Consider the following 21,072-nt stretch of genomic DNA (forward strand, 5'->3'; position numbering starts at 1 on the left):
GTGACGGATATCAGTTCCCGCCTGTCCTTGCAGCCGGTTATCGCCGGTGATTTCGAGGAGATGCTGGCTTTGCGCATCGATGCCATGCGCCCCAGCCTGGAGCGCGTTGGCCGCTTCGATCTTGCGCGCTCGCGCGAGCGCTTGTCCGCGGGATTTTTTCCGCCGTACATGCAACACATCCTGCTTGACGGCAATCGCGTGGGCTTCTTCACGCTCAAGCCTGAGGGTGATGCAGCCCTGCGGCTCGATCATCTCTATCTGCGCAGCAACGCCAGCGGTCAGGGCATAGGTTCGTGGGTGCTGCGGCAGGTGATCAGGCAGGCACGCGAGCGTAGCCTGGCCGTCAGGCTGACTGCGCTGAAAGGGAGCGATGCGAATCGCTTCTATATGCGCCACGGCTTTGTGCTGCAAGGAGAAGAGGGTGTCGACTTGCACTACGAATGGCCAGCCACGGAGTCGGTCGCGTGATGGCCGCGCCCGATTTCCTCCAGGCCATCATGGGCCCGGACCCAATGGTGCAGCGCCGCGCCATCGCCAAGGCCATCACGCTGCTGGAGTCCACCCGCGCCGACCACCGCGCCCAGGGAGACGAGTTACTCACGGCCCTGCTGCCCCACACCGGCAAGGCCATGCGCCTGGGCATCAGCGGCGTTCCCGGCGTGGGCAAGTCCACCTTCATCGAGGTACTGGGCCTGTACCTGATCACCCAGGGCCACCGTGTGGCCGTGCTCACGATCGATCCTTCTTCTTCCGTCTCAGGCGGCTCCATCCTGGGCGACAAGACCCGCATGGAAAAGCTCTCGGTGCATGACCGTGCCTATATCCGGCCCAGCCCTTCCAGCGGAAACCTGGGCGGCGTGGCCGAAAAGACGCGCGAGGCGATGCTGGTCTGCGAAGCCGCCGGGTACGACGTGGTGATTGTGGAAACCGTGGGCGTGGGCCAGAGCGAAACCGCCGTCGCCAACATGACCGACATGTTTGTGCTGATGCAGCTGCCCAATGCCGGTGACGACCTGCAGGCCATCAAAAAGGGCGTGATGGAACTGGCCGACCTCGTCATCATCAACAAGGCCGACATCGATGCCGACGCGGCGATGCGCGCTGAGGCGCAGATCACGTCAGCCATGCGCTTGTTCGGTCTGGTCAACAACGCCATGGACGGCGCGCAGGCCGCTAATTTCGACAAAAACTGGCATCCGCAAGTCATCCAGCTCAGCGCCCTGCACAACAAAGGCGTGGACGTGTTCTGGAAAGCCGTGATGCAGTTCAAGTCCCTGCAGACTGCCAATGGCCAGCTGGCCGCCCGGCGCCAGCAGCAGTCGCTGTCATGGATGTGGGAGCGCATAGACGCCGGCCTCAAGCAGGCTTTCCGTCAGGATCCGCAGGTGCGTGAGCGCCTGCCCGGCTTGCTGGCCGAAGTGGCGCGCGGTGAAGTCGCGGCATCGACAGCCGCCAGGAGCTTGCTGGCCCTGGCATCCAAAGGATGGAATGCATGAAGAAAATCGCCATTCTTTTCGTGCTGCTTTTTCAGGCATGCCTGGCGTGGGCCGGCGGCATGGTCGCCGGCGAGCCGCAGAGTTTTGTCTTCACCGACAAAGGCTATTTCGCGGACAAGCCCGTCACGGTGCATTACTACAAGGCGCGCAGCGCCGGCCCCGATGCCAAGGTAATGATGGTGATCCACGGCGCGGAACGGCAGGGCTCGCGCATGCGCGACAACTGGATGCCTTTTGCGGAGAAAAATAAACTCATCGTGCTGGCCCCGGAGTTTGACGAGGCGCGGTTTTCTTCCAGGTTGTTCAACATGGGCGGCATTGAAAGCCGTGACCGGGCCCAGTGGTCTTTCCAGATCGTCGAGCATCTTTTCGATTTTGTCCGTGCTGGTGAGGGCCTCGCGGCGAGCGACTACCTGCTGTTCGGCCACTCGGCGGGCGGGCAGTTTGTGCACCGCTTTATGCTGCTGGCCGAGGCACCCCGCGTTTCAGTCGCCGTGGCGGCCAATGCCGGCAGTTACACCATGCCCCGATATCCAGGCCTGATGGAAGACAAATTTCCCTACGCGCTTAACGAAAGCATTGTCAGCCCCGACAAACTCAGGCAGGTTTTTGCCCGCAAGCTGATCGTGCTGCTTGGTGAAACTGACATAAAAACCGATGAGGCCAACCTTCCCAAGGCCAGGCAAGCCACAGCCCAAGGCGTGAACCGCTTTGAGCGCGGCACCCACTTCTTCGAGCAGGCCCAGGCGCAGGCGCAGAAGCTGGGCACACCCCTGGCCTGGGAGCGTGCCACCGTGCCGGGCGTGGGGCACGAGTCGCGCCGCATGAGCCAGGCCGCCGCCCGCCTTTTGTTTGAACCTGCCAAATAAATTTTCACCGTCCCAAAAAAAGCGGAACACACCATGCAAGAAATCCTTGAACAACTCGAAAAGAAACGCGCCGCGGCCCGATTGGGCGGCGGGCAAAAGCGCATCGATGCGCAGCACGGCAAAGGCAAACTGACAGCGCGCGAACGGCTGGAGCTGCTGCTCGACGAAGGCACGTTTGAAGAGTGGGACATGTTTGTCGAACACCGCTGCACCGACTTCGGCATGCAGGACAACAAGATTCCGGGCGACGGCGTCGTCACCGGCTACGGCATGATCAACGGCCGCCTGGTGTTTGTCTTCAGCCAGGACTTCACCGTGTTTGGCGGCGCCCTGAGCGAAGCTCATGCCGAGAAAATCTGCAAGGTGATGGACCAGGCCATGAAGGTCGGCGCGCCGGTCATCGGCCTCAATGACTCGGGCGGTGCCCGTATTCAGGAAGGTGTGGCGTCATTGGGCGGTTATGCCGATGTGTTCCAGCGCAACGTGATGGCCAGTGGCGTGATTCCGCAGATCAGCATGATCATGGGGCCGAGCGCCGGCGGCGCCGTGTATTCCCCCGCCATGACCGACTTCATCTTCATGGTCAAGGACAGCTCCTACATGTTTGTGACGGGGCCCGAAGTCGTCAAGACCGTGACCCATGAGGAAGTAACGGCCGAAGAACTGGGCGGCGCCACCACCCACACCACACGTAGCGGCGTGGCCGACCTGGCATTCGAGAACGACGTCGAGGCGCTGCTGATGCTGCGCCGCCTCTACAACTACCTGCCGCTCAACAACCGTGAAAAAGCCCCGGTGCGCCCCAGCGCCGACCCGGCTGGCCGTATGGACCTGAGCCTGGACACGCTGGTGCCCGAGAACCCGAACAAGCCCTACGACATGAAGGAACTCATCGTCAAGACGGTGGACGACGGCGACTTCTTCGAGATCCAGCCCGAGTACGCCAAAAACATCATCATCGGCTTTGCCCGCATGGAAGGCCAGTCGGTCGGCATCGTCGCCAACCAGCCTTTGGTGCTGGCGGGTTGCCTGGACATCAAAAGCTCCATCAAGGCTGCACGCTTTGTGCGCTTTTGCGATGCCTTCAACATTCCGGTGATTACCTTTGTCGACGTTCCCGGTTTCATGCCCGGCACCAGCCAGGAATACGGCGGCATCATCAAGCACGGCGCCAAGCTGCTCTATGCGTATGCCGAATGCACCGTGCCCAAGATCACCGTGATCACCCGCAAGGCTTATGGTGGCGCTTATGATGTGATGAGCTCCAAACATCTGCGCGGCGACGTCAACTTCGCCTGGCCCAACGCCGAAATCGCCGTGATGGGCGCCAAGGGCGCGGTGGAAATCATCTTCCGCGAAGACAAGGGTGACCCGGCCAAGCTGGCTGCCAAAGAGGCCGAATACAAGGCCCGCTTTGCCAATCCTTTTGTCGCTGGCGCGCGCGGCTTTATCGACGACGTGATCCTGCCGCATGAGACGCGCAAGCGCATCTGCCGGTCGCTGGTGATGCTGCGCGACAAGAAGATTGAGAACCCGTGGCGCAAGCACGGGAACATTCCACTGTAGGGACCGCGTGATGGCCAAGGCAATGCATGCTGCAGAGGTGAGGGTATTGACCGACATACCGAATATCGGAAAGTCGCTGGCGGCGGATCTGCAGTCCGTCGGCATTCAAGCCCCGTCGGATGTGAAGCGCATGAACGCGTTGAAGATGTACGAGGCGTTGCGTGATCCCATGGGCCGGCGTCACGACCCATGCGTTCTTGACACCTTCATGGCAGCGAAAAAATTCATGAACGGCGGACCGAAACAGCCGTGGTGGGACTTTACGGCCGAGCGCAAGGCGCTGCTCGCCAAACAGGACAGGAAGTAAAACGATGTTTACCAAAATACTGATTGCGAATCGGGGCGAGATCGCTTGCCGCGTCATTCTCACCGCCCGAAAAATGGGCATCAAGACTGTTGCGGTGTATTCCGACGCCGACAAAGACGCCCGCCACGTTGAGTTGGCGGACGAGGCCGTCAACATAGGCCCGGCGCCCAGCCGTGACAGCTATCTGCAGGCCGACAAAATTATTGCGGCTTGCAAGCAAACGGGTGCGCAGGCAGTGCACCCTGGCTATGGCTTTCTGAGCGAAAACGCAGGCTTTGCCAAACGTGTCGAGGAAGAGGGCATCATCTTTATCGGCCCCAAGCACTATTCGATTGCCGCCATGGGCGACAAGATTGAATCGAAAAAGCTGGCCGGCGCGGCGGGCGTGAATTGCATTCCCGGCGTGAACGATGCGATTGAAACGGCCGAGAAGGCCGTGGAGATTGCCAAGGGCATTGGCTACCCGGTGATGATCAAGGCCTCTGCCGGCGGTGGTGGCAAAGGCTTGCGCGTGGCGTTCAACGACAAGGAGGCCTTTGAAGGCTTTACCTCTTGCCGCAACGAAGCGCGCAACAGCTTTGGCGACGACCGCGTCTTTATCGAGAAGTTTGTCGAAGAACCCCGCCACATCGAAATCCAGTTGCTGGGCGATAGCCATGGCAATGTGGTGTACCTGAATGAACGCGAATGCTCCATCCAGCGGCGCCACCAGAAGGTGATTGAAGAGGCGCCGTCGCCTTTCATCAGCGACGCGACGCGCAAAGCTATGGGCGAGCAGGCCGTGGCGTTGGCAAAGGCGGTGAAGTACCAGAGCGCCGGCACGGTGGAGTTCGTGGTTGGCAAGGACCAGAGTTTTTACTTTCTTGAGATGAACACCCGGCTGCAGGTGGAGCACCCGGTGACGGAATGCATTACCGGGCTGGACCTGGTGGAGTTGATGATTCGCGTGGCGGCCGGCGAGAAGCTGCCGATCGCGCAGAAAGACGTGCAGCGCAATGGCTGGGCGATTGAATGCCGTATCAACGCTGAAGATCCATTCCGCAGCTTCCTTCCGTCCACGGGCCGGCTGGTGCGCTTTCAGCCGCCCAAGGAAACCATGTTCGCGGCAGACACCTCGCAGTTGTACGGCGTGCGCGTGGATACCGGCGTGCAGGACGGCGGCGAAATCCCGATGTTTTATGACTCGATGATCGCCAAGCTCATCGTGCACGGCAAGGACCGTCAAGACGCCATCGCCAAGATGCGTGAGGCGCTCAATGGTTTTGTGATTCGCGGCATATCGAGCAACATTCCTTTTCAGGCGGCTTTGCTGGCGCATCCGAAATTTGTGGCGGGCGACTTCAATACCGGCTTCATTGCTGAAAACTACAGCAAAGGCTTTCACGCCGAAGATGTGCCGCACGATGATCCTTCGTTCCTGCTGGCGCTGGCCGCTTACGTTAATCGCCGCATGCTGGGCCGTGCCGCCGGCATCAGCGGGCAGTTGCCGGGCCATGGCGTGACGGTAGGGGAGGAGTTCGTGGTAGTCGGCCTGGACGCTGCGGGACAGAACACGCAACACCCTGTCACTGTGCGAAATTATCAAGCGCAATCAGGCTCCGGAACAGTAGATACGGGCGCAAGCAGCTATGAAATTTGTAGCAACTGGCATTTGGGCGGTGCGCGCATACGCGGCACCGTGAACGGCCAGCCGTTCGCTGCACAGGTCGAACGCGGTGTCGGGCGCAACCCGCTGGCCATCCGCATCGCACACAACGGCACACGGCTTGATGCCCTGGTACTGTCGCCGCGTGCGGCGCAACTGCATGCGCTCATGCCCTACAAGGCGCCCCCGGACATGAGCCGCTATGTGCTGTCGCCCATGCCGGGCTTGCTGGTGGACGTTGCCGTGCAGGTGGGCCAGAAAGTGCAGGCTGGGGAGCGCGTGGCCGTGATTGAAGCGATGAAGATGGAGAACGTGCTGTTCGCTGTCGCTGACGGCGTGGTGGGAAAGGTGTTGGCAGCCAAGGGTGAATCGCTGAGCGTGGACCAACCGATTGTGGAATTTCAGGCATGAGCACCGGACGCCCTTTCAAGGTGCTGGGCATCCAGCAGATCGCCATTGGCGCCACCAGCAAAGACCGGCTGCGCACGCTGTGGGTCGACATGCTGGGCCTGGAGGTCACTGGCAACTTCGTCAGCGAACGTGAAAACGTCGATGAAGACATCTGCGCAATCGGCAGCGGCCCGTTCAAGGTTGAGGTCGACCTGATGCAGCCGCTGGATGTGGACAGGAAGCCTGCGGTGCACACCACGCCGCTCAACCATGTGGGCCTGTGGATAGACGACCTGCCCAGGGCTGTGGAATGGCTGACAGCCAAGGGCGTGCGCTTTGCGCCCGGCGGCATTCGCAAGGGCGCCGCGGGTTTTGACATCTGTTTCCTGCACCCCAAGGCTAACGACGAGTTTCCTGTTTCGGGTGAAGGCGTGCTGATTGAAATGGTCCAGGCGCCGCCCGAAGTGATCAAGGCGTTTGCCGCCTTGGGTTGAGCTGCTCAGTCCTTCTTGCCGCTCTCTCGCTGTGTGCGGGCGCGGGCCAGGGCGGCTTCAATCACCATGCGCTTGCGGTCTGTCACGGCGGGGTCGTCTCCGGGGCGTGCAGCCGAGGCGGGTAGCGGGGCCTGTGGCGGGTCTGTCACTTTGCCTGCGCCCATCTCCTTCGGGCTTGTGCTGTTCCTGTACCGGGCCTGATGGAATTCATAACGGGCCCTGGCGGTGTCGGCCTCTTGCGGGGACCATGCCGTCCAGCCTGTGCGCTCGCCCGTGACGTTTTCCAGGCTGATGCAGTCAACAGGGCAGACCGGGATGCACAGCTCGCAGCCCGTGCACCAGGGCTCGATGACGGTGTGCATCATCTTGTTGCTGCCCATGATGGCGTCGGTCGGGCAGGCCTTGATGCACAAGGTGCAGCCTATGCACCAGTCTTCATCGATGAAGGCGACAGCACGCGGGCCTTCTGTGCCGTTGGAGGGATTGAGCGGCTGAACGGGCTGACCGGTGATGGCCGACAGCCGCTGCACGCCTTCAGCGCCGCCTGGCGGACATTGATTGATGGGGGCCTGGCCTGTTGCAATGGCCGTGGCATACGCCGCGCAGTCAGGATAGCCGCAGCGGGTGCACTGGGTTTGGGGCAGGGCGGCGTTGATGCGCTCGAAAAGGCTGGAGTCGGGGGGGGAGATCACCCGCCTATTGTCCTACCAGTCATGGCCCCCGCTCTGTCTGCGCTCGACCCGGCCTTGCCGCCGCCCTCAAGCCTTCTTGCTGCGTGCTGCTTTTTTTGCCGCCGGCTTTGCTGCGGCCTTCGGGGCGGCTTTGGCGGCAGGCTTTGCTGCTGCGGTGCGCACTGGCTTTGCTATCGTTTTGGTAGCTGCTGGCGCGCGCTTGGATTGGGCTGGGGCCCGATTGTTCTCAAGAATAAAGGCCTTGACTTGCGGGTAGACGATCTCGCGCCAGCGGCGGCCGCTGAAAATCCCGTAGTGGCCCGCACCCTTGACTTCCAGGTGCTTTTGCAGCGCCTTGGGGATGTTGTGGCAAAGACCGTGTGCCGCCTCGGTCTGGCCAGAACCGGAGATGTCGTCCAGTTCGCCTTCTACCGTGAAATGGGCGGTGGTTTTGATGTCTTCGGGCCGCACACGCTCCATTTGGCCGTCCACACCCTTGACGTCCCAGGTGCCGTTGACCAGCTTGAACTCCTGGAACACCGTCTTGATGGTGTCGAGGTAGTAGTCGGCATCCATGTCGAGCACGGCGTTGTATTCGTCGTAGAACTTGCGGTGCGCCTCGGCGCTGGCGTCGTCGCCCTTGAGCAAATCCTTGAAGTAGTCGTAGTGGCTGCTGGCGTGGCGGTCCGGGTTCATCGCGACGAAGCCGGTGTGCTGCAAAAAGCCGGGGTACACACGACGGCCTGCGCCCGGGAAGTTGCTGGGCACGCGGTAAATCACATTGTTTTCAAACCACTCGTAGCTCTTGTTCATGGCCAGGTTGTTCACTGCCGTGGGCGATTTTCGGGCATCGATCGGGCCGCCCATCATGGTCATGCTCAAGGGCGTCGTTTCGCCTCGGGAGGCCATCAGCGACACGGCAGCGAGCACCGGCACAGTGGGCTGGCAGACGCTGATGACGTGGCAATTGCCGTAAATACCCTGGAGGTGGCGAATGAACTCCTGGACGTAGTTGACGTAGTCGTCCAGGTTGAATGAACCTTCGGAAAGCGGCACGGTGCGCGCATTTTTCCAGTCGGTGATGTAGACCTTGTGGTCTTTGAGCATGGTCTTGACGGTGTCCCGGAGCAAGGTGGCATAGTGGCCTGACAGCGGCGCCACGATCAGCACGGCGGGCTCGCCCTTCAGGCCTGTCAGTGTGGCGGGATCGTCGGTGAAGCGCTTGAAGCGGCGCAGCTCGCAAAAGGGTTTGTCGATTTCCACGCGTTCGTGGATGCTGACCTCGGTGCCGTTGACGTCCACCGTCCGGATGTCAAAGGCCGGTTTTTCGTAGTCTTTGCCCAGCCGGTAAATCAGGCTGTAGCCGGCAGCGACGCGTTGGGCAAACGGGTTTTGGCCCATGGGCGACAGGGGATTGCCGTAGAGCTTTGCAGCGGCTTGCGCAAAGTCGACAAAAGGCTCCATCAAGGTGCGTTGGGCTTCATAGACTTGGTACAGCATCGGGGTCAACCTTGGGTTTAGGGTTACTTCGGTAAATCGTAATATGTTGCAGTGCAATATAACAGGGGGTTGCCGCACTGATTTGAGGATAACCACCAATACCGGGCGGTTTTCACACTGTTGACGCCAAAAGCACCACGATGGTGCCAGCTTGGCTTGCGGACCGAGAAACCGCCACCACCTGCGGAATTGAAAGAACACTTACCATTCTGCCTGCAGCCGGTGGTCTTTGCCCGCCCTGAAGCTGCAGCCCTTCAACAGGAAAAACAACATGCTTCCCCCGATTGACGCCTCCTCGCTGGATCAACTGGCCTCCCTGAAGAAATCAGACCATATGCCGGTCCTTTTTGTGGGCCACGGCAGCCCGATGAACGCCATCGGCGACAACGAGTACCGGCGCAGCTGGCAGGCGCTGGGCGCCGAATTTGGGTCGAAATTCCCCAGGCCGCAGCTGATTCTGTGCATTTCCGCCCATTGGCTGACCGAAGGCTGGTGGCTGACGGCCATGGACAAGCCCAAAACCATCCACGACTTTGGCGGCTTTCCGCAGGAGCTCTTCGACCAGCAATACCCCGCGCCCGGCGACACCGCGGCGGCGCAGGTGATCAGCCAATTGGTCAGGCAGCGCGCGTCGGCGCCGCTCGGCCTGGACGAAGGTGAATGGGGACTGGACCACGGTGCCTGGTCGGTGCTCAAGCCCATGTTTCCGGATGCGGACATCCCGGTCATCCAGCTCAGCATGGATTACAGCCGGGCGCCCGAGGAGCACTATGCGCTGGCAAAGCAGTTAAAGGCGTTGCGGGACCGCGGCGTGCTGATCGTGGCCAGCGGCAATATCGTGCACAACCTGCGCCAGATGCAGCGGGGGGCCGCGGGTAACCAGGCCTACGACTGGGCGCTGGAGTTCGACCAGACGATTGGTGGCTATCTGCAGCAGGGCAATCTGGACGCATTGCAGAACTTCCAGAAGCTGGGCCAGGTGGCGAAGATGGCGCACCCCACCCATGAGCACTACCTTCCGCTGCTGTACACCGCAGGCGCGGTTGATGCGAAGGAGCCGATGCGGTTTTTCAACACCAGCTTTCAGGCCGGCTCCATTTCCATGCGGTCGGTTGTTTGGGGATGAATCTGTTGGAGCGGAGTGTCAGGTAGCTTGAGGCGCTATTGAATTGATAGCTGCTTGCGCCCGTCAGTCATGGGCTGTAACCTATTTTCTTTGAGGAGCCTGGCTTTTGCCACTGCCGTGCTGGGGGCCGGTCAGGCCACTTCCGGATGGATAACCTGCAGCCAGCTCCAGCGATCCCGATAAGCCTTCGCTTTTTGCTCGAACAGCGGCAGGTGGTTGCACAGCGGGTTGGGGCTGAGCTTGCCCTCGTACAACTGCGCCAGGCCGTTGGGCGCATAAAGCTCTACATCCGTCCGCTCCGCAGTATTTGCCCTTAAGCCGACACACGTACAGCTCACCAGAAACCGGTCAATACCATCGCGGGAGCTTTGCAGGGCGGGGTAGGGGAAACCGAAATACTCCTCATACCAAGTATGGACCCTGGCCTGGTTTTTGGCTTCCACCACAATGCCCCGGCCCGCAAAGCGGGCGCTGACACGTTCATTGACGGCTGCTTCGCCCGCGCCTGAAAGGTCTGCAGCGTCAAAGTAAAACAGGTCGTAGTCTTTGATGTGGGCTTCGGGCGATTGCCCCGAGTGCAGGTTCCAGATTGTCTGGAAGAGGCATCCCGCCACCAGCCATGCGTCAGGCAGTCCCAGCGCAGGCAGGTGTTCCAGAATGAACCGGTTGTGGCGGTTTTTCAGCGCGTCCCGGATGAATTCATCCGGGAGTACGGCCTCAGACGACCTTGGCAATCGACGCGCAGACGTAGTCGATGTTCTTGCTGTTCAGGGCGGCTACGCACATGCGGCCGGTGTCGGTGCCGTAAACGCCGAATTCATTGCGCAGGCGCACCATCTGGTCCTTGCTGAGGCCCGAGTAGCTGAACATGCCGATTTGTGCGGTAATGAAGCTCATGTCCTGCTTGACGCCGGCGGCCTTCAGGCCGTCCACGAGCTTTTGGCGCATGGCCTTGATGCGCACACGCATTTCCGCCAGTTCCTGCTCCCATTGGATACGCAACGCGGGGGTATTGAGCACCGTGGCCACCACCATGCCGCCATGGATCTGCGGGTTGCTGTAGTTGGTGCGAATGACCAGTTTGAGCTGCGACAGCACGCGGTCGGCTTCGTCCTTGGATTCGCACAGAACCGACAAGGCGCCCACGCGTTCGCCGTAGAGGCTGAAGCTTTTGGAAAAGGACGTCGACACGAAAAAGCTCAGGCCGGCAGCCACAAATTTGCCGATGACGGCACCGTCTTCTGCGATGCCGTGGCCAAAGCCCTGATAGGCCATGTCGAGGAACGGCGTGAGCTTTCGCGCCTTGACGGCCGCGATCACCTGGTCCCACTGGGCCGCGGTGATGTCGTAGCCGGTCGGGTTGTGGCAGCACGCGTGCAGCACGACGATGGTGCCTTCGGCGGCTGCATTGAGGGCGGCGAGCATGCCCTCGAAGTTGACGCCGCGCTTGGCTGCATCGTAGTAAGGATAGCTTTCAACCACGAACCCGGCCTGGCTGAAAAGCGCGCGGTGGTTTTCCCAGCTTGGGTCGGAAATCAGGACTTTGGCATTGGGGCTGAGCTTTTTCAGGAAGTCGGCGCCGATCTTCAGGCCGCCCGTGCCGCCAATGCCCTGTGCAGTGGCCACTCGGCCGCTTTTGACGGGCTCGCTGTCGACGCCGAAAACCAGACCCTTGACGGCAGCGTCGTAGGCGGCGATGCCATCAATGGGCAGGTAGCCGCGTGCCTTGGGAGATTCCATCATGAGTTTTTCTGCCGCCTGAACGCATTGCAGCAGGGGGAGTTTGCCGTTGTCGTCGTAGTACACGCCTACGCCCAGGTTGACCTTGGCAGGGTTAGCGTCGGCGTTGAACTGCTCGTTCAGGCCCAGGATGGGGTCACGCGGGGCCATTTCGACAGCGGTAAACAAAGACATGAAATATCCTCAGAGAAGTAAAAAGAAGGCGAAAGCGACGATAGGGGGTTCAGGTCACGGATTTAGGTCACAAGCTGACCGGAAAAAAGGCTACAAGAGGTGTCAAAAAGCGATAGCGGGGCAACTACAAGGCGAATAGGGATTGCAATTTCCATTTTCGGCCGAATGTCGTATTCTGTTTGGTTGCCCTGAATTTTAACGGGGCTTGATCGAGGTTTTATGCCAGAAGCTATGGAAGTCATAACTGATTCAGTCAACACCGACCCCGCTGCGGGCCAGTTCGTGCGTTTCCCGGATTCGCCGTTCGAGCTGTTCCAGCCCTATCCACCTGCGGGCGACCAGCCCACGGCAATTGACCAACTGGTCGAGGGCATCAACGACGGCGAGGTGTTCCAGACCCTGTTGGGCGTGACCGGCTCCGGCAAGACCTTCACCATGGCCAATGTGATTGCCCGCCTGGGTCGGCCGGCCATCGTGTTTGCGCCCAACAAGACGCTGGCCGCGCAGCTTTACAGCGAGTTCCGCGAGTTTTTCCCGAAAAACGCGGTCGAGTATTTCGTCAGCTACTACGACTACTACCAGCCTGAAGCCTATGTGCCGCAGCGCGACCTTTTCATTGAGAAGGACTCGGCCATCAACGAACACATCGAGCAGATGCGCCTGTCGGCCACCAAGAGCGTGCTGGAGCGGCGCGACACCATCATCGTCGGCACGGTCAGCGCGATTTACGGCATAGGTGCGCCTGAGGACTACACACAAATGCGGTTCATTGCGCGCATCGGCGACAAGATGGGCCAGCGCGACGTGATCGCCAGGCTGATCCGCATGCAGTACACGCGCAACGAGCAGGACTTCGCGCGCGGCACGTTCCGGGTGCGCGGGGACGTGATCGACATTTTCCCGGCCGAGCATTCCGAGCTGGCCATACGCATCGAGCTTTTCGACGACGAGATCGAGTCGCTGCAGTTGTTTGATCCACTGACAGGCCGCATACGCCAGAAAATCCCGCGTTTTGTGGTCTATCCCAAAAGCCACTACGTCACGCCACGCGACAAGGTCATGACCGCCGTGGAAACCATCAAGCTGGAGCTGTCCGAGCGGGTGGCCCAGTTCGTCGCGGACGGCAAGCTGGTGGAAGCCCAGCGCATTGAGCAGCGCACCCGGTTTGACCTGGAGATGCTCAGTGAAATCGGCCACTGCAAGGGAATCGAGAACTACACCCGTCACCTGAGCGGCTCCCCGCCGGGTTCGCCCCCTTCGACGCTGTGCGATTACCTGCCCAAGGATGCCGTGATGTTTCTCGACGAGAGCCACGTCATGATCGGTCAGCTCAACGCCATGTACAACGGCGACCGCGCACGCAAAACCACGCTGGTGGAATACGGTTTTCGCCTGCCGAGCGCGCTGGACAACCGGCCGCTCAAGTTCGAAGAGTTTGAAGCCAAGATGCGCCAGGCCGTTTTTGTCTCGGCCACACCGGCAAATTATGAGAAAGAGCACGCCGGCAAGGTGGTGGAGCAGGTGGTCAGGCCCACCGGACTGGTGGATCCGCAGGTGGAAGTGAGGCCGGCTACCCATCAGGTCGACGACGTGCTGCAGGAAATCCGCATCCGGGTCGAAAAGAATGAGCGGGTGTTGATCACCACGCTGACCAAGCGCATGGCCGAGCAGCTGACGGATTACCTGAGCGACAACGGCGTGAAGGTGCGTTATCTGCACAGCGACGTGGACACGGTCGAGCGCGTGGAAATCCTGCGCGACCTGCGGCTGGGGGCCTTTGACGTACTGGTGGGTATCAATTTGCTGCGCGAAGGGCTGGACATTCCTGAGGTGTCGCTGGTGGCCATCCTGGACGCCGACAAAGAGGGTTTCCTCCGTGCAGAGCGCAGCCTGATCCAGACCATTGGCCGGGCGGCCCGCAACCTGAACGGCCGTGCGATTTTGTATGCAGACCGCATCACGGACTCCATGAAAAAAGCCATGGACGAGACCGAACGGCGGCGCAACAAGCAGATTGCCTTCAACCTGGAGCACGGCATCACGCCGCGCAGCGTGGTCAAACGCATCCGCGATTTGATCGACGGCGTCTACAGCGAGAAATCCGGCAAGGAAGCCGAAAAAATCGAGATGCAGAAGGCGTTGGTGGAAGACATGAGCGAGAAGGATATTGCCCGCGAAATCAAGCGCCTGGAAAAGCAGATGATCGAACACGCCAAGAACCTCGAATTCGAAAAGGCCGCCCGGGTCCGGGACCAGCTGCACATCCTCAAGGAACAGGCTTTTGGTGCGCCTGGCACCGATAATGTCGTGCCGCTGACCTCTGCAGGCCAAGCCCGCGCCTAGATCCACCAGCCCCCTGGGTTCATTTAATGCACCGAAACGGTGCATTAAATGGCTCTGCCTACGGGTTAGTCCCCATGTTTGGGGCCGTCTCAGCGGGAAAAACCCTGCTTGTGTTATACTTGACGAAAACAGTCAAGAACAATACCAGAACAACAAAAGCCCCCGCGATACCGGTTGACTGACCTGGGCGGCTGGAGGAAGAGTTCCCTGTAAGCCACAAGCTTTCAGGGTGAAAACGACAGTCAAGCCATTTAAAGGAGCTTGTTATGCGCCTCACGACCAAAGGCCGCTTTGCGGTCACCGCGATGATTGATTTGGGATTGCGTCAGAACAACGGCCCGGTCACGTTGGCCGCTATCAGCCAGCGCCAGCAGATTTCCCTTTCCTACCTCGAACAGCTGTTCGGCAAACTGCGCCGTCACGAACTGGTGGAATCCACCCGTGGCCCCGGCGGCGGTTATACGCTGGGCCGCAAGGCTTCCGAGATCACCGTGGCTGACATCATCGTGTCGGTGGACGAGCCGATCGACGCCACCCAGTGTGGCGGCAAGGAAAACTGCCTGGGCGAAGGCGGCCGCTGCATGACGCACGAGCTGTGGGCTTCACTGAACAGCCGCATGGTGGAGTTCCTGGACTCCGTGACCCTGCAAAAACTGGTGGAAGACCAGCTCGCCAAGGGCGTGGTGATCGAGAATACCCCGCAGGTCAAAAAAGCCATTTTCACAGCGCCGGTTGTCAAGCCGATCCGCGTGAATGCGCCGAACTCGGTCTTCGCACTGGGCAATGCATTTTCCAAATCCTGATGGAGCGATGCCGGGCGTCTGCCCGGCTTCATCCCTTTGTGACCCGATTGCATTGACTTCATTGATCGCGCTGCCAGCCAGCCTGTGAATTTAAAGAGCTAGCCACATGGACACCCCTCACTTTCCCATCTACATGGACTACAGCGCCACGAATCCCTGCGACCCGCGGGTAGTGGACGCCATGATTCCCTGGTTGCGCGAGCATTTCGGCAACCCCGCTTCGCGCAGCCATGCCTGGGGCTGGGAAGCAGAAGCCGCCGTCGAGAAAGCGCGTGAGCAGATCGCCGACCTGATTGGTGCCGACCCGCGTGAAATCGTCTGGACCAGCGGCGCAACCGAGTCCAACAATTTGGCTCTGAAGGGTGCGGCCCATTTCTACAAGACCAAGGGCAAGCACATCATCACGGTCAAGACCGAGCACAAGGCCGTGCTGGACACCTGCCGCGAACTGGAACGCCAGGGTTTTGAAGTGACTTACATGGACGTGCAAGCCGACGGCCTGCTCGACCTGGAGGCGTTCAAGGCCGCTATCCGCCCCGACACGATTCTGGTTAGCGTCATGTTCGTCAACAACGAAATCGGCGTAATTCAGGACATCCCGGCCATTGGTGCGCTGTGCCGTGAAAAAGGCATCATCTTCCATGTCGATGCCGCGCAAGCTACCGGCCGTGTTGATATCGACCTGGCGACCTTGCCGGTCGACCTGATGAGCCTGACCTCGCACAAGACCTATGGCCCCAAGGGCATTGGCGCCTTGTATGTGCGCCGCAAGCCACGCGTTCGCCTTGAAGCACAAATGCACGGTGGCGGCCATGAGCGCGGCATGCGTTCGGGCACCTTGCCCACGCACCAGTGCGTCGGCATGGGCGAGGCCTACCGCATCGCCAAGGCCGAGATGCATGAAGAGAATAAGCGCATCCTGGCCCTGCATGAGCGCATGCTCAACGGGCTCAAGGATGTGGAAGAAGTGTTCCTCAACGGCCATGCAGACAAGCGCGTGCCGCACAACCTGAACATGAGCTTTAACTTCGTCGAAGGCGAGTCGCTGATCATGGGCATCAAGGGTCTGGCCGTGTCCAGCGGCTCGGCCTGCACGTCGGCCAGCCTGGAGCCCAGCTATGTGCTGCGCGCCCTGGGCCGCAGCGACGAACTGGCGCACAGTAGCCTTCGCATGACGATTGGCCGCTGGAGCACCGAAGAAGAAATTGACTACGCGGTCGCCACCATCAAGGAAAACGTGGCCAAACTGCGCGAACTGTCTCCCCTGTGGGAGATGTTCAAGGATGGCGTGGATCTGTCCACCATCCAGTGGGCCGCCCACTAAGGCCGGCCCGCAATTCAAGACAGCTTAAAGAGGTAAACAAAATGGCATACAGCGAAAAAGTGGTAGACCACTACGAAAACCCCCGCAACGTTGGCTCCTTTGAAAAGGGCGACGAATCGGTAGGCACCGGCATGGTTGGTGCACCGGCCTGCGGCGACGTGATGAAGCTGCAAATCAAGGTCAACCCGGTGACGGGCGTGATTGAGGACGCACGTTTCAAGACCTACGGCTGCGGCTCCGCGATTGCTTCCAGTTCGCTCGTGACCGAGTGGGTCAAGGGCAAGACGCTGGACGAAGCGGCAAGCATCAAGAACAGCGCGATCGCTGAAGAGCTGGCGCTGCCGCCTGTGAAGATTCACTGCTCCATCCTGGCGGAAGACGCCATCAAGGCCGCCGTGAACGATTACAAGCAAAAGCACACGCACTGATCAACGCATCACCCGTCACCTGTTTTTTTCGAGTGATTTAAATGTCCGTTACCCTCACTGACGCTGCAGCCCGACACGTGACCCGCTACATGACCAAGCGCGGCAAGGGTGTGGGCGTTCGCCTTGGCGTGAAGACCACCGGCTGCTCCGGCCTGGCTTACAAGCTGGAATATGCCGACGAGATCGCACCGGAAGATGTCGTGTTTGAAGACAACGGCGTCAAGGTGCTGGTCGACCCGAAAAGCATGGCCTACATCGACGGCACCAAGCTGGACTTTGTGCGTGAAGGCCTGAACGAAGGCTTCAAGTTCATCAACCCCAACGAGCGTGATCGTTGCGGCTGTGGCGAAAGTTTCCGGGTTTGACGGGCGAGCGGTCGATCGCGTGCTGCACCCTTACTGAAGCCGCCTCCACTGATTGTGCTGGCGGCTTTTTCTCGGCATGAATCTCCAATCCAACGACTTCGAGCTTTTCGGTGTTCCCCAGCGCTTCGCGCAGGATCGCGCGACGCTTGACGCGCGCTGGAAGGATTTGCAGCGCGAAGCGCATCCTGACAAATTCGCGGCTCAGGGTACGGCCGCCCAGCGTGTGGCCATGCAGTGGTCGGTGCGCATCAACGAGGCCTACCAGCGGCTGAAAGACCCGCTCAAGAGGGCGAGCTATTTGTGTGAGCTGAACGGTGCGCCCATTAACGCCGAAAACAACACCGCCATGCCGCACGACTTCCTGATGCAGCAGATGCAGTGGCGCGAAGCGCTCGACGATGCCGAAACAACTGAAGATTTTGAAGAAATAGCCTCCCAAGCCACAGCTGACGAGCGCAAGCAGCTATCAAAAATAGAGCAACTGCTGGACGTGGACAAGGACTTTCCTGCCGCAGCCCAGCAGGTCAGAAGCCTTATGTTTATTGAGCGCTTTGCCAGTGAGGTTGATGCACGCATCGACCAGCTGGGACAATAAAGCATTACAGAAAAAGTACGACAACCGCGCATGGCACTCCTGCAAATTTCCGAACCCGGCCAGACGCCCGACCCGCACCAGCGACGCATCGCGGTGGGGATTGACTTGGGCACCACACATTCGCTGGTCGCCAGCGTGCGCAGTGGTGTGTCTGAATGCCTGCCCGATGAGCAGGGGCGGGTGCTGCTGCCCAGCGTGGTGCGCTACCTTGAGGACGACAAGCGCCAAATCGGCTATGAAGCCCTGGCCGCGCAGGTGGAAGATCCGCGCAACACCATCTCTTCTGTCAAGCGTCTGATGGGCCGCGGCATTGACGACATCGGCAGCCGCGCTCAGTTGCCATACGAGTTGAACGACAAGCCGGGCATGGTCACGCTGCAGACTGTCGCCGGCGAGAAAAGCCCGGTCGAGATCAGCGCGGAGATTCTGGCCACGCTGCGTTACCGCGCCGAAGACACTTTTAATGACGATATTTATGGCGCCGTAATCACGGTGCCGGCCTACTTTGACGACGCCCAGCGTCAGGCCACCAAAGACGCTGCGCAACTGGCTGGCCTCAATGTATTGCGCCTGCTTAATGAGCCCACGGCCGCTGCCATTGCCTATGGACTGGACAACGCCAGTGAAGGCGTTTACGCCGTCTATGACCTTGGCGGTGGCACTTTCGATATTTCCATACTGCGTTTGACCCAAGGCGTCTTCGAGGTGGTGGCCACGGGCGGCGATTCCGCGCTTGGTGGCGACGATTACGATCGCGCGCTGGTCGACTGGGTGCTGGCCAAGGCGGGCCTTGCAGCGGATGCGCTCACTCCGTCTGACAAGGCGGCACTGCAGCGCACTGCGCGCAATTGCAAGGAGGCGCTTTCAGCTGCCAACCCTGTGCCTTTTTCGGTGCAACTGGCCAAAGCCCTCGTCAACTTCGAAATGAAGGCGGAAGATTTTGAAACCGCTACCGCCCACCTGACCCAGCGTACCCTGGCGGCCGTTCGCAAGGCACTGCGCGATGCCAAGCTGGCGAAGGAAGATATTCAGGGCGCAGTGCTGGTAGGTGGCTCCACACGCATGCCGCAGGTGCGCAAGGCGGTTGCCAGTTTCTTCGGGCGCGAGCCGCTGGTTAATCTCAACCCCGATGAAGTGGTGGCGCTGGGTGCGGCCATTTCCGCCAACCAGCTCGCTGGCAACAACACTGGCGCCGACCTGCTGCTGCTCGACGTGATCCCGCTGTCGCTGGGCATCGAGACCATGGGCGGGCTGGTTGAGCGCATCGTGCCGCGCAACCAGACCATCCCCACGGCGATGGCGCAGGACTTCACCACCTACCAGGACGGCCAGACCGCGCTGGCGCTGCATGTGGTGCAGGGCGAACGCGACCTGGTGGCCGACTGCCGCAGTCTTGCCCGTTTCGAGCTGCGCGGCATTCCGCCCATGGTGGCGGGCGCTGCCCGTATCCGCGTGACGTTTACCGTCGATGCCGACGGCCTGCTTAGCGTGAATGCGAAAGAGCAGGTCAGCGGTGTCGAGGCGCGCATCGACGTGAAGCCCTCCTATGGCCTGTCGGACGACGATATTGCGCGCATGCTGCAAGACAGCTTCTCGACCGCCCAGCAAGACATGCAGGCTCGCGCACTGGCCGAGGCCCAGGTCGATGCCGATCGAATGATTCTGGCTGCGCAAAGCGCGCTGGCGGCGGATGCCGACTTGCTGAGCCCCAATGAGCGGGCGCAGATCGACAGCCTGATCGTCGGTCTTGCCGACATGCGTGCCCACGGTGATGCGGCCGCAATCGAAGCAGCCACCCAGGCGCTGGCCAAAGGCACCGAAGGCTTTGCCGCCCAGCGCATGAACAGGGGCATCAAGCAAGCCCTGGCCGGAAAAAACATCGAGGCGGTCTGAACCGACTGACAACCATGCCCATCATCAAAATACTGCCTCATCCCGAATACTGCCCAGAGGGCGCTGAAATCAGTGCGCCGGCCGGCACCTCGATTTGCGAGGCTCTGCTCGACAACAAGATCAACATCGAGCACGCCTGCGACCTCAGTTGCGCCTGCACGACCTGCCACGTCATCGTGCGCGAAGGCTTCAAATCGCTGAACGAGCTCGACGAGAGCGAAGAAGACCTGCTGGATCGCGCCTGGGGCCTGGAGCCCAATTCGCGCCTGAGTTGCCAGGCCTTCCTTGCCCAGTCGGATGTGACGGTGGAGATACCCAAATACTCCATCAACCATGCAAAGGAGAATCATTAGCCCCCACGCTTGCCACTGCGTGTGCTGCGCTGCCCCCCGGGGGGGCGCATTTTTCCTAGGGGCGGCCCGGCGGAAAAACATCCACTGACCCAGCACAGCGATAATCCAGCCATGCGCCAAATCGTTCTTGACACCGAAACCACCGGTCTTTCCGCTGAAAATGGCGACCGCATCATTGAAATCGGATGTGTGGAACTGGTGGCCCGCAAGCTCACCGGCAACAACCGCCACTTCTACCTGAACCCCGAGCGCGACAGCCACGAAGACGCGCTCAAGGTTCACGGCATCAGCAACGAGTTCCTGAAAGACAAACCCAAGTTCTCGGCCGTGGCCGACGAACTGCTGGAATACCTGCAGGACGCCGAGATCATCATCCACAACGCGCCTTTCGATGTGAGCTTCCTCAACAAGGAGCTTGAACTCATCGGCAGGCCGCCCATCAAGCATTGTGTGGCCAAGGTCACCGACAGCCTGATGATGGCCAAGGAGCTGTTCCCGGGCAAACGCAACTCGCTGGACGCCTTGTGCGACCGGCTCGAGGTTGATAATTCGGGCCGGACCTTGCATGGCGCCTTGCTGGACGCCGAACTTCTGGCCGACGTCTACATCAATCTGACACGTGGCCAGAATGCGCTGGTGATGGATGTAGGGGACAGCGCCCGGGAAGGCGATAGTGACGTGCCCCAGATTGATCTCAGCACCTTTGACCTGCCGCTGTTGGCCGCCAACGACCAGGAGATCGCCGACCATGAAAAGCTGCTGGCGGATATTGACAAGGCCAGCAAGGGTAAAACGGTTTGGCGTGTTTTGGCGGCGTAAGCCATAAAGCTGTTCGAAACAGCATATAATCTTAGGCTGACCAATAGGGCGGTTAGCTCAGGGGTAGAGCACTGCATTCACACTGCAGGGGTCGCAAGTTCGAAACTTGCACCGCCCACCAGAATTTGAAGAACAAAAAAGGCCAAGTCTTGCGACTTGGCCTTTTTTCAT

Annotated in this window: 21 protein-coding genes and 1 tRNA gene; 18 read left to right on the forward strand and 4 right to left on the reverse strand. The window is 60.3% G+C overall.

Annotated elements, in window-relative coordinates; genetic code table 11:
- The 7 genes from AC1DWQ_RS07715 to AC1DWQ_RS07745 are packed head-to-tail and all read left to right on the forward strand — an operon-like array spanning position 1 to position 6,767.
- Positions 1-468 carry a GNAT family N-acetyltransferase gene (locus tag AC1DWQ_RS07715; protein ID WP_477669120.1) on the forward strand — a complete coding sequence of 156 codons (468 nt, stop codon included), beginning with the start codon at positions 1-3 and terminating at the stop codon, positions 466-468.
- Complete coding sequence (gene meaB, locus AC1DWQ_RS07720) at positions 468-1,496, forward strand: methylmalonyl Co-A mutase-associated GTPase MeaB (protein WP_477669607.1); 1,029 nt, start codon at positions 468-470, stop codon at positions 1,494-1,496. Before AC1DWQ_RS07715 ends, meaB begins: the two co-directional genes overlap by 1 nt.
- Entirely contained in the window at positions 1,493-2,365 is an 873-nt protein-coding gene (locus tag AC1DWQ_RS07725) for an alpha/beta hydrolase family protein (protein ID WP_477669121.1), read from the forward strand. Before meaB ends, AC1DWQ_RS07725 begins: the two co-directional genes overlap by 4 nt.
- Before the next feature lie 33 nt (positions 2,366-2,398).
- On the forward strand, positions 2,399-3,931 hold the full coding sequence (locus tag AC1DWQ_RS07730; RefSeq protein WP_477669122.1) for an acyl-CoA carboxylase subunit beta: 1,533 nt from the start codon (positions 2,399-2,401) through the stop codon (positions 3,929-3,931).
- Positions 3,932-3,941: 10 nt separating this feature from the next.
- Positions 3,942-4,238, forward strand: coding sequence for a helix-hairpin-helix domain-containing protein (locus AC1DWQ_RS07735; protein ID WP_477669123.1), 297 nt, complete (start codon positions 3,942-3,944; stop codon positions 4,236-4,238).
- A 4-nt stretch (positions 4,239-4,242) separates the two neighbouring features.
- Entirely contained in the window at positions 4,243-6,294 is a 2,052-nt protein-coding gene (locus AC1DWQ_RS07740) for an acetyl-CoA carboxylase biotin carboxylase subunit (RefSeq protein WP_477669124.1), read from the forward strand.
- A complete protein-coding gene (locus AC1DWQ_RS07745) occupies positions 6,291-6,767 on the forward strand; it encodes a VOC family protein (RefSeq protein WP_477669125.1) in 477 nt (158 codons plus the stop codon). The genes AC1DWQ_RS07740 and AC1DWQ_RS07745 overlap by 4 nt, the downstream gene beginning before the upstream one ends.
- 5 nt (positions 6,768-6,772) lie before the next feature.
- Here AC1DWQ_RS07745 and rsxB read toward each other — a convergent pair whose 3' ends face one another.
- A complete protein-coding gene (gene rsxB, locus AC1DWQ_RS07750; protein WP_477669126.1) occupies positions 6,773-7,459 on the reverse strand; it encodes an electron transport complex subunit RsxB in 687 nt (228 codons plus the stop codon).
- Positions 7,460-7,525: 66 nt separating this feature from the next.
- Positions 7,526-8,938 (reverse strand): polyhydroxyalkanoate depolymerase, encoded by a 1,413-nt coding sequence (locus AC1DWQ_RS07755; protein ID WP_477669127.1) that lies wholly within the window; start codon positions 8,936-8,938, stop codon positions 7,526-7,528.
- A 271-nt stretch (positions 8,939-9,209) separates the two neighbouring features.
- Between AC1DWQ_RS07755 and ygiD the strand changes: the two genes are divergently transcribed.
- On the forward strand, positions 9,210-10,064 hold the full coding sequence (gene ygiD, locus AC1DWQ_RS07760; protein WP_477669128.1) for a 4,5-DOPA-extradiol-dioxygenase: 855 nt from the start codon (positions 9,210-9,212) through the stop codon (positions 10,062-10,064).
- Positions 10,065-10,195: 131 nt separating this feature from the next.
- Here the strand turns inward: ygiD and AC1DWQ_RS07765 are convergent, their stop codons facing one another.
- Together AC1DWQ_RS07765 and AC1DWQ_RS07770 are read right to left on the reverse strand one after the other, a co-directional pair.
- Complete coding sequence (locus tag AC1DWQ_RS07765) at positions 10,196-10,798, reverse strand: nucleotidyltransferase family protein (RefSeq protein WP_477669129.1); 603 nt, start codon at positions 10,796-10,798, stop codon at positions 10,196-10,198.
- The gene (locus AC1DWQ_RS07770) at positions 10,782-11,978 is read right to left on the reverse strand and encodes an amino acid aminotransferase (protein ID WP_477669130.1); all 1,197 of its coding nucleotides are present in this window, start codon (positions 11,976-11,978) and stop codon (positions 10,782-10,784) included. The genes AC1DWQ_RS07765 and AC1DWQ_RS07770 overlap by 17 nt, the downstream gene beginning before the upstream one ends.
- 219 nt (positions 11,979-12,197) lie before the next feature.
- Between AC1DWQ_RS07770 and uvrB the strand changes: the two genes are divergently transcribed.
- The 10 genes from uvrB to AC1DWQ_RS07820 all read left to right on the forward strand — a co-directional run bounded on the left by uvrB (position 12,198) and on the right by AC1DWQ_RS07820 (position 21,022).
- The gene (gene uvrB, locus AC1DWQ_RS07775) at positions 12,198-14,321 is read left to right on the forward strand and encodes an excinuclease ABC subunit UvrB (protein WP_477669131.1); all 2,124 of its coding nucleotides are present in this window, start codon (positions 12,198-12,200) and stop codon (positions 14,319-14,321) included.
- A 266-nt stretch (positions 14,322-14,587) separates the two neighbouring features.
- A complete protein-coding gene (iscR, locus tag AC1DWQ_RS07780; RefSeq protein ID WP_457280416.1) occupies positions 14,588-15,124 on the forward strand; it encodes a Fe-S cluster assembly transcriptional regulator IscR in 537 nt (178 codons plus the stop codon).
- A gap of 106 nt (positions 15,125-15,230) precedes the next feature.
- The gene (locus tag AC1DWQ_RS07785) at positions 15,231-16,448 is read left to right on the forward strand and encodes an IscS subfamily cysteine desulfurase (RefSeq protein ID WP_477669132.1); all 1,218 of its coding nucleotides are present in this window, start codon (positions 15,231-15,233) and stop codon (positions 16,446-16,448) included.
- Between the two features lie 41 nt (positions 16,449-16,489).
- Positions 16,490-16,876 (forward strand): Fe-S cluster assembly scaffold IscU, encoded by a 387-nt coding sequence (gene iscU, locus AC1DWQ_RS07790; RefSeq protein WP_122956871.1) that lies wholly within the window; start codon positions 16,490-16,492, stop codon positions 16,874-16,876.
- A 41-nt stretch (positions 16,877-16,917) separates the two neighbouring features.
- The gene (gene iscA, locus AC1DWQ_RS07795; RefSeq protein ID WP_074575253.1) at positions 16,918-17,241 is read left to right on the forward strand and encodes an iron-sulfur cluster assembly protein IscA; all 324 of its coding nucleotides are present in this window, start codon (positions 16,918-16,920) and stop codon (positions 17,239-17,241) included.
- A 76-nt stretch (positions 17,242-17,317) separates the two neighbouring features.
- Positions 17,318-17,836 carry a Fe-S protein assembly co-chaperone HscB gene (hscB, locus tag AC1DWQ_RS07800; protein ID WP_477669133.1) on the forward strand — a complete coding sequence of 173 codons (519 nt, stop codon included), beginning with the start codon at positions 17,318-17,320 and terminating at the stop codon, positions 17,834-17,836.
- Positions 17,837-17,866: 30 nt separating this feature from the next.
- Positions 17,867-19,729 (forward strand): Fe-S protein assembly chaperone HscA, encoded by a 1,863-nt coding sequence (hscA, locus tag AC1DWQ_RS07805; protein WP_477669134.1) that lies wholly within the window; start codon positions 17,867-17,869, stop codon positions 19,727-19,729.
- Between the two features lie 14 nt (positions 19,730-19,743).
- The gene (gene fdx, locus AC1DWQ_RS07810; RefSeq protein ID WP_477669135.1) at positions 19,744-20,082 is read left to right on the forward strand and encodes an ISC system 2Fe-2S type ferredoxin; all 339 of its coding nucleotides are present in this window, start codon (positions 19,744-19,746) and stop codon (positions 20,080-20,082) included.
- Positions 20,083-20,193: 111 nt separating this feature from the next.
- Positions 20,194-20,901 carry a DNA polymerase III subunit epsilon gene (gene dnaQ, locus AC1DWQ_RS07815; RefSeq protein ID WP_477669136.1) on the forward strand — a complete coding sequence of 236 codons (708 nt, stop codon included), beginning with the start codon at positions 20,194-20,196 and terminating at the stop codon, positions 20,899-20,901.
- Between the two features lie 46 nt (positions 20,902-20,947).
- Positions 20,948-21,022 (forward strand) — tRNA-Val (locus AC1DWQ_RS07820).
- Positions 21,023-21,072 lie beyond the last annotated feature (50 nt).

The sequence above is a fragment of the Polaromonas sp. P2_G11 genome, from assembly GCF_056403595.1.